This window comes from Streptomyces sp. SD15 (assembly GCF_054462255.1).
In genome coordinates this window covers 135,933-152,531 of record NZ_JBTLMO010000011.1, presented here as the reverse complement: position 1 = coordinate 152,531, position 16,599 = coordinate 135,933, and the positions used below count along the sequence as shown (strand labels likewise).

General features: G+C 69.2%; 12 protein-coding genes and 1 riboswitch. Of the genes, 9 read left to right on the top strand and 3 right to left on the bottom strand.

Features of this window, described 5'->3' with window-relative positions:
• Positions 1-95 precede the first annotated feature (95 nt).
• A complete protein-coding gene (locus ACX28W_RS13765; protein WP_458999196.1) occupies positions 96-1,307 on the bottom strand; it encodes a globin domain-containing protein in 1,212 nt (403 codons plus the stop codon).
• Between the two features lie 177 nt (positions 1,308-1,484).
• On the opposite strand from ACX28W_RS13765, the gene ACX28W_RS13760 reads away from it, so the two are divergent.
• The 9 genes from ACX28W_RS13760 to ACX28W_RS13720 all read left to right on the top strand — a co-directional run bounded on the left by ACX28W_RS13760 (position 1,485) and on the right by ACX28W_RS13720 (position 12,569).
• On the top strand, positions 1,485-2,756 hold the full coding sequence (locus ACX28W_RS13760) for a cytochrome P450 family protein (protein ID WP_458999195.1): 1,272 nt from the start codon (positions 1,485-1,487) through the stop codon (positions 2,754-2,756).
• Between the two features lie 175 nt (positions 2,757-2,931).
• Complete coding sequence (locus tag ACX28W_RS13755) at positions 2,932-3,942, top strand: transglycosylase family protein (RefSeq protein WP_458999194.1); 1,011 nt, start codon at positions 2,932-2,934, stop codon at positions 3,940-3,942.
• A gap of 177 nt (positions 3,943-4,119) precedes the next feature.
• Positions 4,120-4,283, top strand: a riboswitch (cyclic di-AMP (ydaO/yuaA leader).
• A 4-nt stretch (positions 4,284-4,287) separates the two neighbouring features.
• Positions 4,288-4,992 carry a transglycosylase family protein gene (locus ACX28W_RS13750; RefSeq protein WP_458999192.1) on the top strand — a complete coding sequence of 235 codons (705 nt, stop codon included), beginning with the start codon at positions 4,288-4,290 and terminating at the stop codon, positions 4,990-4,992.
• Positions 4,993-5,313: 321 nt separating this feature from the next.
• The gene (gene eno / locus ACX28W_RS13745) at positions 5,314-6,600 is read left to right on the top strand and encodes a phosphopyruvate hydratase (RefSeq protein WP_028803896.1); all 1,287 of its coding nucleotides are present in this window, start codon (positions 5,314-5,316) and stop codon (positions 6,598-6,600) included.
• A gap of 302 nt (positions 6,601-6,902) precedes the next feature.
• The gene (locus tag ACX28W_RS13740) at positions 6,903-7,379 is read left to right on the top strand and encodes an FtsB family cell division protein (RefSeq protein ID WP_458999191.1); all 477 of its coding nucleotides are present in this window, start codon (positions 6,903-6,905) and stop codon (positions 7,377-7,379) included.
• A gap of 46 nt (positions 7,380-7,425) precedes the next feature.
• On the top strand, positions 7,426-8,037 hold the full coding sequence (locus ACX28W_RS13735; protein ID WP_458999251.1) for a DUF501 domain-containing protein: 612 nt from the start codon (positions 7,426-7,428) through the stop codon (positions 8,035-8,037).
• A complete protein-coding gene (locus tag ACX28W_RS13730; protein ID WP_458999190.1) occupies positions 8,034-8,975 on the top strand; it encodes a Ppx/GppA phosphatase family protein in 942 nt (313 codons plus the stop codon). Before ACX28W_RS13735 ends, ACX28W_RS13730 begins: the two co-directional genes overlap by 4 nt.
• Positions 8,976-9,456: 481 nt before the next feature.
• A complete protein-coding gene (locus ACX28W_RS13725) occupies positions 9,457-10,842 on the top strand; it encodes an NAD(P)/FAD-dependent oxidoreductase (RefSeq protein ID WP_458999189.1) in 1,386 nt (461 codons plus the stop codon).
• A 437-nt stretch (positions 10,843-11,279) separates the two neighbouring features.
• Positions 11,280-12,569, top strand: a complete 1,290-nt coding sequence (locus ACX28W_RS13720) for a class I SAM-dependent methyltransferase (RefSeq protein ID WP_458999188.1) — start codon at positions 11,280-11,282, stop codon at positions 12,567-12,569.
• A gap of 69 nt (positions 12,570-12,638) precedes the next feature.
• Here ACX28W_RS13720 and ACX28W_RS13715 read toward each other — a convergent pair whose 3' ends face one another.
• Positions 12,639-15,164 carry an ABC transporter permease gene (locus tag ACX28W_RS13715; RefSeq protein ID WP_458999187.1) on the bottom strand — a complete coding sequence of 842 codons (2,526 nt, stop codon included), beginning with the start codon at positions 15,162-15,164 and terminating at the stop codon, positions 12,639-12,641.
• A gap of 412 nt (positions 15,165-15,576) precedes the next feature.
• Positions 15,577-16,347 (bottom strand): ABC transporter ATP-binding protein, encoded by a 771-nt coding sequence (locus ACX28W_RS13710; protein ID WP_362085745.1) that lies wholly within the window; start codon positions 16,345-16,347, stop codon positions 15,577-15,579.
• Between the last annotated feature and the right edge of the window lie 252 nt (positions 16,348-16,599).

The window sequence follows — 16,599 nt, the reverse complement described above, 5'->3', positions numbered from 1 at the left end:
TGCCGGGCGGCGGTTCCTGGTTCCGGGCGCGGCACTTCTCGGCGGCACCGGGAACGAGGCGGTACGACCGGCCTGGGCTCCCCGACGGGGCAGGGTTACGAGCTCGGGGCGCGCCCGGACGGGTTGTGCCAGTTCGGTTGCGGCCGGTCGAGCAGCCACTCCGCCGAGCCCAGCGGTCGGGGGCGCTCCTGCCCGCTGGGCGGCAGCAGGTCGTGGAAGATCCGCTCGGGCGGGGCGCCGAGCGCGGGAAGAGCCTCGCCGATGTCCTCGACGAGCTTGGGCGGACCGGCCAGATAGACGTCCTGCCGGGCCCAGCCGGCCCGGTTGCCCAGCGCGGTCAGCAGCCGTTCGGTGGCCTGGGTCCTGGGGCGGCCGGGCGCCGGGGTGATGAACGTGACCGTGAGCCGGGTGAGCCGGGCCTGTAAACGCTCCACGGCGGACCGGTCGTAGAGGTACGAGGTGTCCCGGGCGACGAGGAACAGCCTCACCTCGTGTGTGGCGTCGAGTTGCTGCAGCAGCGCCTTGACGGGGGCCCACCCCGTGCCGGCCGCGATGAAGGTGAGCGGCCGCACGATGGGCGTGCGCAGGATCAGCCCGCCGCCGGGCGCGCCGAGCCGCAGGATGTCGCCCGCCCGGGTGCGCCGGACCAGGGCGGTGGAGAGCACCCCGCCCTCGACACGGCTGACGTGCAGGTCGAGGGTGTGGTCGGCGCGGGGCGCGTTGCCCAGTGAGTACGGCCGCCAAATGCCCGGCAGATGGGGGATGTTGACGCTGACGTACTGGCCGGGGAAGTAGCGGAGGCGGTGCTGCGGTCGCAGGGTCAGCACGACGAGATCCTCGCCGTGCAGCGCCCGGTTCACGACCTCGGCATCCCACCAGGGCGGTTCACCCGCGTGCTGCGCCTCCCACGCGCCCTGGAGCATGACGTTGGTGATCGCCCCGTACGCCTCACCCCAGGCCTTCTCGGTCTCCGCGTTCCACGTCGACCCCGCGACGACGGCGAACGCGGCGAGCAGACTCGCCCCCACGGCGGCATAGTGTTCCGGCTCGGCCAGATACTTCCGGTGATCCCGCCCCAGCTCCCGCAAGTAGCCCGGCAGCGCCGGATCCTCCAGCCGCTCCATCACATACGTGAGCGCCGCGAACAACCGGTCGCGCTGCCGCTGCATGTCCTCCGGAAAGTCCAGCGGGAAGAGCCCGCGGACGTCCGGGTGGTGCCGGAAGAGATGCGAGTAGAAGTACTTGACCGCGAACTCGGCGCGTCTCTCGACGACCGCGAAACTGGATCTGAGTATTTCGGGGTCCACGGCGCGATTTAGGGAGGTGATGAGTCGCCGAGTCAAACGGCAGGTCATGTACGGAGAGTCTGGGGTGAAGCGGGCGCAAGGCCATCGCGGCGGGGCGCGCGCCCAACCCGGTTTCCGATGGCTCCTGGCGGCGAACCACGGAGTTGCGGGCGCCGTACCTCCGGATACCGTCAGGGCGTGACCGACCAGCCCCCACCGTTCAGCCCCGCCCCCGAACTCTTCACCTGGGAGTTCGCCACCAACCCCTACCCGGCGTACGCCTGGCTCAGGGAGCACGCGCCCGTGCACAGAACGCGGCTCCCCAGTGGGGTGGAGGCCTGGCTCGTCACCCGTTACGCGGACGCCAAGCAGGCGCTCGCCGACGCGCGGCTGTCCAAGAACCCGGCCCATCACGACGAACCCGCGCACGCGAAGGGGAAGACGGGCATTCCGGGGGAGCGGAAAGCCGAGCTGATGACGCATCTGCTGAACATCGATCCGCCGGACCACACCCGGCTGCGGCGGCTCGTCAGCAAGGCGTTCACGCCGCGGCGGGTGGCGGAGTTCGCGCCGCGTGTGCAGGAGCTCACCGACCACCTCATCGACCAGTTCGCCGACAAGGGCTCCGCCGACCTCATCCACGAGTTCGCGTTCCCGCTCCCCATCTACGCCATCTGCGACCTGTTGGGCGTCCCCCGCGAGGACCAGGACGACTTCCGGGACTGGGCGGGGATGATGATCCGGCACGGCGGAGGGCCGCGGGGTGGGGTCGCGCGGTCCGTCAAGAAGATGCGCGGATACCTCGCCGAGCTCATCCACAAGAAGCGCGAGGCCCTCTCCGACACGCCCGCCCCCGGCGAAGACCTCATCTCCGGCCTCATCCGCGCCTCCGACCACGGCGAGCACCTCACCGAGAACGAGGCCGCGGCGATGGCCTTCATCCTCCTGTTCGCAGGTTTCGAGACGACCGTGAACCTGATCGGCAACGGCACCTACGCCCTGCTCACCCACCCCGAGCAGCGACAGCGGCTGCAGGCCTCCCTCGCCGCCAAGGAGACGGCGCTGCTGGCAACCGGTGTCGAGGAACTCCTGCGCTACGACGGCCCCGTCGAACTCGCCACCTGGCGGTTCGCGACCGAGGCCGTCAACATCGGCGGGCAGAACATCGCGCCCGGCGACCCCGTTCTCGTCGTACTCGCCGCGGCGGATCGCGACCCTGAACGGTTCGACCGGCCGGACGCGCTCGACCTCTCCCGCCGTGACAACCAACACCTCGGCTACGGCCACGGCATCCACTACTGCCTCGGCGCTCCCCTCGCCCGACTGGAGGGGCAGACCGCGCTCGCCACTCTCCTCACCCGCCTCCCCGACCTCCAACTCGCGGGGGATTCAGCCGATTTGCGCTGGCGTGGCGGTCTCATTATGCGGGGATTGCGCACGCTTCCGGTGGAGTTCACACCGGGTCCGTAGGCATGTCGGGATCACGATCATCCGGTCACGAAAAGGTGACGGACGCTCAACTCTGTGATCTTCACGTGATCTGCGCTGCATCGACTTGTGACAAGTGTTCGGGTGCGGATACGTTCACTCGTCAACGCGGCTCATACGTCGCGCAGTCATCTGCTGTCACGCGAAAGGCTTCCGCATGCTCTCCGGGAACGGCCGCCATCGTCGCCCCCGTCAGGCTCCGGCCCTCATCGTCGCGGCAGGAGTGACCGGATCGGCCATCGCCATCCCGTTGCTCGGTGCCACCGGTGCGAGTGCGGCCGACGGCACCACATGGGACCGGGTCGCGGAGTGCGAGAGCGGCGGCGAGTGGAGCGCCGACAACGGCAACGGGTACTACGGCGGCCTGCAAGTGACCCAGGAGAACTGGGAGAAGTACGGCGGCCTCACCTACGCGCCCAGCGCCGACCAGGCCAGCCGCTCGCAGCAGATAGCCCTCGCCGAACGGCTTCTTGACGACAAGGGCCTCGTGGCCTGGCCCACCTGCGGACCGCTCTCCGGGCTCAGTGCGAACTCGGCCGAGTTCGAGGTCGACACGGGTGTGGTGGACGACGCGTCCGGCTCGTCCAGCTCATCCGGATCGTCGAATTCATCCGATTCTTCTGATTCGTCCGACTCGTCCGACTCGCCGTCGTCGGGCTCGACTTCGTCCGACTCGCCCTCGGGTGCGGCCGGGAACACGACGAAGGCCGCCACGTCGTCCGGCACCGAGGGTGACTCCGACTCTCAGCATTCCAACAGCCCCTCCACAGCCACGGCGAAGAGTGACGAGTCGGACAAGTCGGGTCAGAGTGACGACTCGTCGAGTACGTCCGAGGGTGCGACGACCGGCGCCGGGCGCCACCGCGGCGGCAGTGCCGACGAGGACACGAGCGGTAGTGCGACCGGCAGTTCGGTGGACGGACGTACCGGCGACTCCTCCGGCCGGCATGCCTCCCGCGACTCCGGCGCATCCCGAGACGTCGTCGACGGCTCGTACGTCGTCCGCGTCGGCGACAATCTCTGGACCATCGCCGACTCCCTTGACCTCGAAGGCGGATGGTCGGAGCTGTACGCCGCGAACGAGGGGACGGTCGGCGCCGATCCGGACCTCATCCTCCCCGGTCAGAGCCTTGCAGTTAGTGCTGAATCGGGCGAAAAGCAGCGGTAGTTCACGTCATGGTTCGACGTGGAATGTCCGGTTTGGTGAGACTGAGACATGAGTCTCAGAAGCCCTGATCGTCTTTGAAATTCCGCCGATTACCTGCCTACGGTCATCACCGCTCGCCACAGCGGGCCCCGACGATCGCAACGCCGAATCCTGCCAGCGGCCGTACGGGAACAGTCGACGCGTCAAGCGCCGTAGGCAGGAGCGGGGGACCCAAGGTAAGTGCCACGCCCGGTAGTTGACCGGGAGTGGCTTGGGGTGAAGACGTGCGCCGAGAGCGCGCGGCCGGGCACTCACCCGCCCGAACCCGACAGCTCACCTCGCAGGCGTCGGTGAGGGGATCACTCCATGCTGCTCAGCAAGGGCAAGCACCGCCGCCCGTCCAAGGCGACCCGTATCGCCACGCTCGCCGGTGTCACCGGTGTGGCCATCGCCGCCCCGCTGATGGCGGCCGGCAACGCCTCCGCCGCCACCGACTCCGAGTGGGACGCCGTCGCCCAGTGCGAGGCCGGCGGCAACTGGTCCATCAACACCGGCAACGGCTACTACGGCGGCCTGCAGTTCTCGGCCTCCACCTGGGCCGCGTACGGTGGCACCGCCTACGCGTCCACCGCCGACCAGGCCTCCAAGTCCCAGCAGATCGCCATCGGCGAGAAGGTCCTCGCCGGGCAGGGCAAGGGCGCCTGGCCGACCTGTGGCACGGGCCTGTCCAGCACCCCGTACAGCGGCGGTACGAGCAGCAGCGCGCCCTCCACCGCGTCCTCGGCCGACACGCAGAGCGCGAGCACCGGCACGAGCACCACCCGTACGACGGAGCAGCCCGCCTCCCGTTCGGCGGAGCGCCCGGCCGCCGAAAAGACCGTCTCCACCCCGACCGGCGAGAAGGTCGCGAAGGGCGACGGCGAGTACAAGGTCGTCGCGGGTGACTCCCTCAGCACGATCGCCGAGAAGAAGAACGTCAAGGGTGGCTGGCAGCAGCTGTTCAAGCTGAACAAGGACATCGTCGACGACGCGGACTTCATCTACCCGGGTCAGCAGCTTCACCTCAGCTGACCTCGGCCGGCCGGGGGTGACCTCGGCTGCCCTCAGCTGAATGACAGCCCCCTCATAAGAGGGGTCTCCACACTGGAGACCCCGATGAGGGTCCCCCCGTCCCCCCGGGCTCCCCGCTCCGGCGCGTGTTCCCCCGTACGCGCCGGAGCGGGGCTTTTTGTTCCCCCGGGGAACAATGTTTACCCTCAGTTCTGCCCAAGAGGTGGTCGACCGGCTGGCCGATCCCTCCGGGCCGGTTAGGCTCATCTCGCGTAGCCGAACGAGGCTCCGCGCCGTGCGGGCCTCGCGGCCCCGCGTACCCGCGTCACATCCCAGAAGGAGATGCTCGTGCCGTCCATCGACGTCGTCGTAGCCCGGGAAATCCTGGACTCCCGAGGCAACCCCACGGTCGAGGTCGAGGTTGGCCTCGACGACGGCAGCACGGGTCGTGCCGCCGTTCCGTCCGGCGCCTCCACCGGCGCCTTCGAGGCCATCGAGCTCCGTGACGGTGACCCCAACCGTTACCAGGGCAAGGGTGTCGAGAAGGCCGTCCTCGCGGTCATCGAGCAGATCGGCCCGGAGCTCGTCGGCTACGACGCCACCGAGCAGCGCCTGATCGACCAGGCGATGTTCGACCTGGACGCCACCGACAACAAGGGCTCCCTCGGCGCCAACGCCATCCTCGGCGTCTCGCTCGCCGTCGCGCACGCCGCCTCCGAGGCGTCCGACCTCCCCCTCTTCCGCTACCTGGGCGGCCCGAACGCGCACCTGCTGCCCGTTCCGATGATGAACATCCTGAACGGCGGGTCGCACGCCGACTCGAACGTCGACATCCAGGAGTTCATGATCGCCCCGATCGGCGCGGAGTCCTTCTCCGAGGCCCTGCGCTGGGGCGCCGAGGTCTACCACACCCTCAAGAAGGTGCTGAAGACCAAGGGCCTGTCCACCGGCCTCGGTGACGAGGGCGGCTTCGCCCCGAACCTGGAGTCCAACCGCGCCGCGCTCGACCTCATCCTCGAGGCCATCAAGCAGGCCGGTTACATCCCCGGCGAGCAGATCGCGCTCGCGCTCGACGTCGCCGCGTCCGAGTTCTACAAGGACGGCAAGTACGAGTTCGAGGGCAAGTCCCGCTCGGCCGCCGAGATGACCGAGTACTACGAGGAGCTCGTCTCCGCGTACCCGCTGGTCTCCATCGAGGACCCGCTGTACGAGGACGACTGGGCCGGCTGGAACGTCATCACCGAGAAGCTGGGCGACAAGGTCCAGATCGTCGGCGACGACCTCTTCGTCACCAACCCGGAGCGTCTGGCCCGCGGCATCGAGGAGGGCTCCGCGAACGCCCTGCTCGTCAAGGTGAACCAGATCGGCTCGCTGACCGAGACGCTGGACGCCGTGGAGATGGCCCAGCGCAACGGCTTCAAGTGCATGATGTCCCACCGCTCCGGCGAGACCGAGGACGTCACCATCGCCGACCTCGCCGTCGCCGTGAACTGCGGCCAGATCAAGACCGGCGCCCCGGCCCGCTCGGACCGCGTCGCCAAGTACAACCAGCTGCTGCGCATCGAGGAGATCCTCGACGACGCGGCGGTGTACGCGGGTCGCAGCGCGTTCCCGCGCTTCAAGGGCTGAGCGTTCCCGCAGTTCCGCTTTGCGGACCATGGGCACAGCAAGGGCTGAGCGTTCCCGCAGTTCCGCTTTGCGGACCATGGGCACAGCAAGGGCTGAGCGTTCCCGCAGTTCCGCTTTGCGGACCATGGGCACAGCAAGGGCTGAGCGTTCCCGCAGTTCCGCTTTGCGGACCATGGGCACAGCAAGGGCTGAGCGTTGCAGCCGTAGGAAGCGTCGTACGTACGTCCCCGTACTCGGTCCCGTACCGTGTGCGGGGACGTACGCACGTCCAGGTGGGTACAGGTATCGGGGAGGCGGGACTCATGGCCGTGAAGGACCGGGACCGGTTCTCCACCGCGACCAGGCTGCGGCTGCTCGGCGAGCAGACGGCCGCCCGGGTCTACCGCTCCCAGACCAAGCGCCAGGCCCGCCGTTCCCGGCTGACCGGGCGGGCCGCGCTCCTCGCCCTCGTCATCTGTTCCCTGATCGTGGCGCTCGCGTACCCGATAAGGCAGTACGTGTCCCAGCGCGCCGAGATCGCCGACCTGGAGCGGCAGCGGGAGCAGGCCCGGGCGCGGGTCGAGCAGTTGCGCGACCTCAAGGCACGCTGGCAGGACGACGCGTACGCGGAGCAGCAGATCCGGGAGCGGCTGCATTATGTGATGCCGGGCGAGACCGGATACGTCGTGATCGACCCGGACGCGGCGAAGCAGTCGCGGACGAACCAGGGGGCGGCAGCCCGGCCCTGGTACGCCAACGTCTGGGACGGCGTCGACAAGTCCGACCGCTCCGACCGGTGAACCGTCGAAGTGACGAAGTGACGAAGAAAGAGACTTGAGCACAGGCATGGAAACGCCCCCGCCGCCCACCCCGCGCACCGAGCCGACCGACGCGGATGTCGAGGCCTTCAAGCAGCAGCTCGGCCGGCCGCCGCGCGGACTGCGCGCGATCGCGCACCGCTGTCCCTGCGGGCAGCCGGACGTGGTGGAGACGGCGCCCCGGCTCCCCGACGGGACGCCGTTCCCGACGACGTACTACCTGACGTGCCCGCGCGCCGCCTCGGCGATCGGCACGCTCGAGGCCAACGGCGTCATGAAGGAGATGACGGACCGGCTGGCGACCGACCCCGAGCTGGCCGCCGCCTATCGCGCCGCCCACGAGGACTACATCGCCCGTCGCGATGCCATGGAGGTCCTGGAGGGCTTCCCGAGCGCCGGCGGCATGCCGGACCGGGTGAAGTGCCTGCACGTGCTGGTGGCGCACTCCCTGGCCGCGGGTCCGGGGGTGAACCCGCTGGGCGACGAGGCGATCGCGATGCTGCCGGAGTGGTGGCGCAAGGGGGCGTGCGTGGTGCCGTCCACCTCGACCCAGGAGGACATCCAGAAGCTCGGCGCCAACGGAGGCGGCTTCTTCGACACGGACGACACGGACGACACGGACGGGGAGGACGAGAAGTGACACGCGTCGCCGCCATCGACTGCGGTACGAACTCCATTCGCCTCCTCGTCGCCGACGCCCACCCGGACACAGGGGAACTCGTCGAACTGGACCGCCGGATGACGATCGTCCGGCTCGGCCAGGGCGTCGACCGCACCGGCCGACTCGCACCCGAGGCCCTGGAACGGACCTTCGCGGCCTGCCGCGAGTACGCGGCGATCGTCAAGGAACACGGCGCCGAGAGGCTCCGGTTCGTGGCGACCTCGGCGTCCCGCGACGCCGAGAACCGGGACGAGTTCGTACGAGGAGTCCTGGACATCCTCGGGGTCGAGCCCGAGGTCATCTCCGGGGACCAGGAGGCCGAGTTCTCCTTCACGGGGGCGACCAAGGAGCTGGCGGGGCGGGACGACCTCGCCAAGCCCTATCTGGTCGTGGACATCGGGGGCGGCTCGACCGAACTCGTCGTGGGCGACGACCACGTACGCGCCGCCCGCTCCGTGGACATCGGCTGCGTACGGATGACCGAGCGCCACCTCGTCCACGAGGGCGTGGTCACCGACCCGCCGACCCCCGCTCAGATCGACGCGATCCGCGCCGACATCGAGGCCGCGCTGGACCTCGCGGAGCGGACCGTCCCGCTGCGCGAGGCCCACACTCTGGTCGGTCTCGCGGGTTCGGTCACCACGGTCTCGGCCATCGCGCAGAACCTTCCCGAGTACGACTCGGCAGCCATCCACCACTCCCGGATCTCCTACGACCGCGTCCGCGAGATCACGGAGTGGCTGCTCGCCTCCACCCATGCCGAACGCGCCGCGGTCCCCTCGATGCACCCGGGGCGCGTCGACGTCATCGCCGCCGGTGCGCTCGTACTGCTCTCGATCATGGAGCGGATCGGCGCGGCGGAGGTCGTGGTCAGCGAGCACGACATTCTGGACGGGATCGCCTGGTCCGTGGCGTGAGTCGGGGCCGCCGTCGTGCGACCTCAGAGCGACGGAAGCGGCGGTGTGTTGAGATCTTTACGACCCGTCGACAGCCTCTCCTGAGCAGTTCGGATAACGTATGAGCGCGATCAGAGGCCATTCGGGTTCTCTCGGCGACACGCCGCCAGAAAACTTCGTGAAGTAGTTCACAAGGAAATCGGCCCTGTTGGGCGACGATAGGGCCGCCCGGGTCCCCCTAGGGGGCTCACCAGGCCCGGGAGGCTGCTCAACGGAGCGTTCCGGGCATGTTTCCGGCGGATGAAACAGGAGGCCTGTTCGACCCACTCGGGCACGCGGAGCGGCAGCTCACGGGGTGTTGACAACGGTCCGCATTACACGGTGGTTCCCGCGTACCGCCATGACCTCCGTCACGTGAGCCGCGCAGTGTAGCAGAGGCCTCACCCAAGCTTGTGAAGGGGCGCACGAGCGCCCCCCCAGGGGCGGGTGGATACTCGATGGCATGAGCACCACGGAGCGTCCCAGGATCCTCGTAGTAGGCGGTGGGTACGTAGGCCTGTACGCAGCTCGGCGCATTCTCAAGAAGATGCGCTACGGAGAGGCGACCGTCACGGTTGTCGACCCCCGGTCGTACATGACCTACCAGCCCTTCCTCCCCGAAGCCGCCGCCGGCAGCATCTCCCCGCGGCATGTCGTCGTCCCACTGCGACGCGTGCTGCCCAAGGCGGAGGTTCTCACCGGCCGGGTCACCACCATCGACCAGGACCGCAAGGTCGCCACGATCGCCCCCCTCGTGGGTGAGGCGTACGAGCTGCCTTTCGACTACCTCGTCATCGCGATGGGCGCGGTCTCCCGCACCTTCCCGATCCCCGGCCTCGCCGAGCAGGGCATCGGCATGAAGGGCATCGAGGAGGCCATCGGCCTGCGCAACCATGTGCTGGAGCAGCTGGACAAGGCTGACTCGACGACCGATGAAGAGGTGCGGCGCAAGGCGCTCACCTTCGTCTTCGTCGGCGGTGGCTTCGCGGGTGCGGAGACCATCGGTGAGGTCGAGGACATGGCCCGCGACGCGTCGAAGTACTACAACAACGTGTCCCGCGAGGACATGCGTTTCATCCTCGTCGACGCCGCGGACAAGATCCTCCCCGAGGTCGGCCCCAAGCTCGGCCAGTACGGCAAGGAGCACCTGGAGAGCCGCGGTGTGGAGATCTACCTCTCCACCTCCATGGACTCGTGCGTCGACGGCCATGTCGTCCTGAAGAACGGCCTCGAGGTCGACTCCAACACGATCGTCTGGACGGCCGGCGTCAAGCCGAACCCCGTCCTCTCCCGCTTCGGTCTGCCGCTCGGCCCGCGCGGTCACGTGGACACCCAGGCCACGCTCCAGGTGCAGGGCACGGACTACATCTGGGCCGCCGGTGACAACGCGCAGGTGCCGGACGTCGCCGCCCGCAAGGCCGGTGTCGAGAACGCGTGGTGCCCGCCGAACGCGCAGCACGCGCTGCGTCAGGCCAAGGTCCTCGGCGACAACGTGATCTCCGGTATGCGGGGCTTCCCGCAGAAGGAGTACAGCCACTCCAACGCGGGCGCTGTCGCGGGTCTCGGCCTGCACAAGGGCGTTGCGATGATCGTCATGGGCAAGGTGAAGATCAAGCTCAAGGGTCGTCTGGCGTGGTACATGCACCGTACCTACCACGGGATGGCCATGCCGACCTGGAACCGCAAGATCCGGGTCTTCGCGGAGTGGACGCTCGCGGCGTTCCTCAAGCGTGAGGTCGTCTCGCTCGGGGCCATCGAGTCTCCTCGTGAGGAGTTCTACGAGGCCGCGAAGCCGGCGCCGGCCGCTGCGGCGCCCGCCAAGGCGGAGGAGAAGGCCAAGGCCTCCTGACCTCCGGTCACTGTTCAGCGCTCAGCCCGAAGGGGCCTCCCGCCATCCGTGGTGCGGGGGGTCCCTTCGGCGTTTCGGCGTTCGGTGGGTGCGCGGGACCGAGGGTTTTCGCCCCCGCCGCCCCTACCCGCCCCATCCCGTTCCTGGGGGCTCCGCCCCCAGACCCCCGTTCGGCCTGAACGGCCTCGTCCTCAAACGCCGGACGGGCTGGGTATGTCAGCCCGTCCGGCGTTTGAGGACGAGCCCTTCGGGCGATACGGGGGTTCGGGGGCGGAGCCCCCGGGGGTGGGACGGGTAGGGGCGGCGGGGGCGAAAAACACATGGTGCGTACAACTATTTTGCTCAGTTGTAACGCGTTAGGGGGACTGCGAACCAGGTCAGTTGGTGTTTACGTGGTGTTGGAGCGTTTGGGGAGTTTTGTCTCGGAGGTGTACGCCATGCAAGACGCCGCGCTGCGGCTGAAGAGCCTTGTCGAACAGTTGCTGGGAGTCCCGCTTCCGGTGCGTATCCGCGCCTGGGACGGCTCGGAAGCGGGACCGCCCGGCGCCCCCACCCTCATCGCGCGCAACCGCCGCGCGCTACGGCACCTGCTGTGGAAGCCGGGTGAGTTGGGGCTGGCCAGGGCCTGGGTCGCCGGGGACCTCGGCGTCGAGGGCGACTTCTACACCGCGCTCGACCTGATGTCGGGGCTGGTGTGGGATCGGGGCGAGGGCGCCCGGGGGCTGGTGGACGCCCTGCGTGACCCCGAGGTGCGCGCAGCCGTCCGCGGGCTGATGGTGATGGCCAGAACCCCGCTGCCGCCGACCCCGCCCAGCGAGGAGGTCCGCAGACGTCGCCACCTGCACACCAAGCACAGCGACAAGCGCGCGATCAGCCACCACTACGACGTGGGGAACGATTTCTACGAGATCGTCCTCGGGCCGTCGATGGTCTACTCATGCGCCTATTGGGAGCCGGACGGCACCCTCGAGGGCGCCCAGCGCGACAAGCTGGAACTCATCGCCCGCAAACTCGACCTGAGGCCGGGTCAGCGGCTTCTCGACGTCGGCTGCGGCTGGGGCTCGATGGCCATTCACGCCGCCCGTGAGCACGGCGTGAGCGTCGTCGGAGTCACGCTCTCGCAGGAGCAGGCGGCATACGCGCGGAAGCGGGTCGCCGATGAGGGGCTGACCGACCGGGTGGAGATCCGGGTCCAGGACTATCGGGACGTCGCCGACGAGCCGTACGACGCGATCTCCTCCATCGGCATGGCCGAACACGTCGGCGCCGAGCGCTACTTGGAGTACGCGGACGTGTTGTACCAACTCCTCAAGCCCGGCGGCCGGTTGCTCAACCACCAGATCGGGCGGCGGCCGCGGCGGGACGAATCGGCGTACTCCGTCGACGAGTTCATCGACGCGTATGTCTTCCCGGACGGCGAGCTCGCCCCCATCGGCACCACCGTGGCGCAGCTGGAGCGGGCCGGGTTCGAGGTCCGCGACGTCGAGTCCCTGCGCGAGCACTACGCGCTCACCCTGCGCCGCTGGGTCGCCAACCTCGAGGCGCAGTGGGAGCGGGCCGTGCAGCTCACCAGTCCCGGGCGCGCTCGCGTGTGGCGCCTCTACATGGCGGCCTCCGCGCTCGCCTTCGAGCGCAACCGGATCGGCGTCAACCAGGTAGTGGCGATCAGGACGCCCGAGCCCTCCGGCGCCTCCGGGATGCCCCTGCGGGCGCGCACCTGGAACTGACACGGACATGAGAGGGGCCCCGTTCCGGCAAACAGGAACGGGGCCCCTCTCACGTATCCCGACTCGTCCCTACTCGGACTTGATCGCCGCCAGCATGTTCAGGCGGGCCGCACGCCGGGCCGGCCACAGCGCGGCCAGGACACCGACCGTCGCCGCGAGCAGCAGGAAGATGCCCATCCGGGCCCAGGGCAGGACCAGTTCGTACGTCGCCATGCTGCTGCCGATGAGTTCACCGGCCGCCCAGCCGAAGAACACGCCCAGGCCGATGCCGAGCACGCCGCCGAAGAGCGAGATGACGAGGGACTCCAGGCGGACCATCCGCTTGATGCCCTTGCGGTCGAGGCCGATCGCGCGGAGCATCCCGATCTCCTGGGAACGCTCGAAGACCGACATGGCCAGGGTGTTGATGACACCGAGGACGGCGACGATGACCGCCATCGCGAGCAGGCCGTAGAGCATGTTCAGCATGAGCGTGAACATCTGAGCGATCTGCTCGGAGATGTCCTTCTTGTCCTGGACCTGGATGGCCGGGTTGTCGCCGAGGGCCTTCTCCAGCTTGTCCTTGGTCGCGTCGGACGTGCCGCCGGCCGTCTTCAGCATGACCTGCATGTCGTAGGTGTCCGTCTGGTGCGGCGAGAGCGTCGCGTTGTCGAGGATGATGCCGTTGATCATCTCGTTGCCCTCGTAGACCCCGGCGACGGTCAGGCTCTGCTTCTTGCCGTCCTCGTACGACACCGTGAAGTCCGAACCGGCCTTCCAGCCGTGCGACTCGGCGGTGTCCTGGTCGACGACGATCCGCGTGCCGCCGACCTTGAAGGCGCCGTTGTCGATCGTGAGGTCGGTGAGCTTGGCGATGGCCGCGCCGTTGACGCCCGTCAGGTACTCGGTCTCACCGTCGATGCGTGAGGGCGAGTTGCGCAGGGAGCTGGTGTCGGTGACGTCGTCGAGACCGGCGAGGGTCTTCTCGACGTCGGGCGAGAGCGAGTTGCCGTTCGCCATCGAGACGACGTAGTCCGCCTTGATCGCGGAGCTGGCCATCTTGTCGATCGACGTCTGCAGGCTGCCCGCCATCACCGTCATCCCGGTGATCAGGGTGAGGCCGATCATCAGCGCCGAGGCGGTCGCCGCGGTGCGGCGCGGGTTGCGGACCGAGTTCTGGCGGGCGAGCTTGCCGGAGACCCCGAAGATCCGCAGTACGGGCGCGGCGGCCGCGATCAGCGGGCGGGACAGCAGCGGGGTGAGGACGAAGACGCCGAGGATCAGCAGTACCGCGCCGAGGCCCATCGGGGCCTGGCCGTCCGAGCCGCTCATGGTCGTGGCGTACAGGACTACGGCGACGCCCGCGCCGGCGAGCAGCGAGCCGAGCGTGTTCCGTACGACGAGGGACTTGGTGGTCGCCTTCGCGTGCACGCTGCTCATGGCGGCGACCGGCGGGATCTTCGCGGCGCGGCGGCCCGGCAGCCAGGCGGCCAGCATCGTGATGAGGACGCCGACGATCAGGGCCGTCGCGACGGTGCCGGGCGAGATCACCAGCGGGCCGTCCGGTACGACGCCGAGCGAGCCCACCAGGGAGCGCATGGCCGCACCGATGCCGACACCCGCGGCCAGACCGGCCACGGCCGCGACCGTGCCGACGACGAAGGCCTCGAGCAGCACGGACCGGGTGACCTGCCTGCGCGAGGCGCCGACGGCACGCAGCAGGGCCAGCTCCTTGGTGCGCTGGGCGACCAGCATGGTGAAGGTGTTGGCGATGATGAACGTACCGACGAAGAGCGCGATACCGGCGAACACCAGCAGGGCCGTCTTCATGCCGCTCATCGCCGAGGCGATCTGGTCGGCCTGGTCGTCGGCGAGCTGCTTGCCGGTGGTGGTGGAGGCGATCTCGTCCGGGACGACCTGGTCGAGGGCGCTGCGCAGTGCGGTCTGGCTGGTGCCGGCCGCGGCCTTCACATCGATCTCGTCGTACTCGCCGACCCGGTCGAAGAGCTGCTGCGCGGTCGCCGTGTCGAAGAGGGCGAGGGAGCCGCCCGCGGCGACATTGCCGTCGTCGGTGGTGAAGATGCCGACGACGGTGGGGGTGAGCACCGGGCCGTCCACGGACAGCCGTACGGTGTCGCCGACCTGGTACCCGGCCCGCTTCGCGGTCTCCGAGTCGATCGCGATCTCGTTCGTCCCCTGGGGTGCGTGGCCGCTGCTCAGCGGATACCGGGGGTCCTGCTCCCCCCAGTAGTTCCCGCCCTGCGACTGGAAGCCGCCGCCTATGAGCTTGCCGTCCTTGTCGGCGATGGCGGTGAAGCCGTTCACGACACCGATGGTGGTACCGGCGCCGGGGACTGCGGCGGCCTTGTCGAGCAGCGCCTGCGTGAGCTTCTGCTCCTTGCCGACCGTGTCGCCCCTGTCCTCCGGGGTCTCCGGCTGGATGGCGACGTCGACCTGGTCGAAGCCCTTGGCGGAGCTCTTCTGGTAGGCGTCCGAGAGGGTGTTGGTGAAGACCAGGGTCCCCGACACGAATGCCACGCCGAGCATCACGGCGAGCACGGTCATCAGGAGCCTGGCCTTGTGCGCGAGCACGTTGCGCAGGGCGGTACGGAACATGGGTTGTCTCAGTCCAGTGGGGAGGGAGGGTCGGGAGGTCTTCGGGGCGTCAGGTGTTCGGGGTGGCGCCTCTTCCCTGCCGGGACGGCACCCGCTTCCCCGCCGGGACGGCGATCAGCCGCGACGGTGGTGTTCGGCGGTGCCGAACGGGCTTGGATCGGCCGGGGGGCGGCGTCCGCCGGGGTGATGCGTCGGCCGGGACGCGGCCCGCTGCCCCTGCCTGCGGCGGTCGGTTCCGACAGGTGCCGAACCCGGGGCAGGCGGTGGTCGCGTGCGGCCGGTGCCGAACCACCGTGATCGGCGGGGGCGGCGCCACGGTGCCACGGCGGGTCGGTGGGTCAGTGGGCGGCCGTAGCGCCCGCCACGCGCGCTGTCCGGCCCGCCCGGCCGTGGTGGACCGACCCGGCGGGCCTCAGCTCGTGCGGCCCTTGGCGTCGAACTGCTTCATGCGGTCCAGGACCGAGTCCGCGGTCGGCTCGAACACCTCGTCGACGATGCGGCCGTCGGCGAGGAAGACCACGCGATCGGCGTAGGCCGCGGCGACCGGGTCATGGGTGACCATGACGACGGTCTGCCCCAACTCCCGTACCGAGTTGCGCAGGAAGCCCAACACCTCCGCGCCCGAGCGCGAGTCGAGGTTTCCGGTCGGCTCGTCGCCGAAGATGATGTCGGGCCGGGAAGCGAGCGCACGGGCGACGGCGACGCGCTGCTGCTGACCACCGGAGAGCTGGGAGGGCCGGTGGCTGAGGCGGTCGGCGAGCCCGATCATCTTGATGACCTTGTCCAGCCACTCCTTGTCGGGCTTGCGGCCCGCGATGTCCATCGGGAGGGTGATGTTCTCCAGGGCCGACAGCGTCGGCAGCAGGTTGAACGCCTGGAAGATGAAGCCGATCTTGTCCCGGCGGAGCTTGGTGAGCTGCTTGTCCTTGAGGGAGCCCAGCTCGGTCTCCCCGATGCGCACGGAGCCGGAGGAGAAGGTGTCGAGGCCCGCCACACAGTGCATCAGCGTGGACTTGCCGGACCCCGAGGGGCCCATGATCGCGGTGAACTCGGCCTGACGGAAGTCGACGGAGACCCGGTCGAGGGCGACCACCTGGGTCTCGCCCTGTCCGTAGACCTTGGACAGTTCCGTGGCGCGGGCTGCCACCGTGGTGGTCCGGTCGGCGAGGGGCGTGGTGGTCACGGGTGGGTGCTCCTGTCGGGACGACGACGTTTCTGGGGGACGGGTTCCATCGTCGCTGCCGTTCGGCGCCGTGTAGTCAGCCGCTGTTCCGGTTCCGGGGACAGCCTTGGGTCGCACTGCGGGCGGCCGTGTCATACCTGGGGATGAGGGCGCTCCCTGAGCGGTGTCCGGGTGCGACGTCGCGGAGTCCTCCCGTCGGCCACGCCAGGCATGCGTTCGGACGGTGAAATTCCGTCATTCCGTATACGCGGG

What these genes read in the sequence shown, in the direction of transcription:
- ACX28W_RS13720 (WP_458999188.1), top strand. Translation starts at nt 11,280, where the DNA reads ATGCAAGACGCCGCGCTGCGGCTGAAGAGCCTTGTCGAACAGTTGCTG.
- eno (WP_028803896.1), top strand. Translation starts at nt 5,314, where the DNA reads ATGCTCGTGCCGTCCATCGACGTCGTCGTAGCCCGGGAAATCCTGGAC.
- ACX28W_RS13750 (WP_458999192.1), top strand. Translation starts at nt 4,288, where the DNA reads ATGCTGCTCAGCAAGGGCAAGCACCGCCGCCCGTCCAAGGCGACCCGT.
- ACX28W_RS13740 (WP_458999191.1), top strand. Translation starts at nt 6,903, where the DNA reads ATGGCCGTGAAGGACCGGGACCGGTTCTCCACCGCGACCAGGCTGCGG.
- ACX28W_RS13755 (WP_458999194.1), top strand. Translation starts at nt 2,932, where the DNA reads ATGCTCTCCGGGAACGGCCGCCATCGTCGCCCCCGTCAGGCTCCGGCC.
- ACX28W_RS13735 (WP_458999251.1), top strand. Translation starts at nt 7,426, where the DNA reads ATGGAAACGCCCCCGCCGCCCACCCCGCGCACCGAGCCGACCGACGCG.
- ACX28W_RS13725 (WP_458999189.1), top strand. Translation starts at nt 9,457, where the DNA reads ATGAGCACCACGGAGCGTCCCAGGATCCTCGTAGTAGGCGGTGGGTAC.
- ACX28W_RS13715 (WP_458999187.1), bottom strand. Translation starts at nt 15,164, where the DNA reads ATGTTCCGTACCGCCCTGCGCAACGTGCTCGCGCACAAGGCCAGGCTC.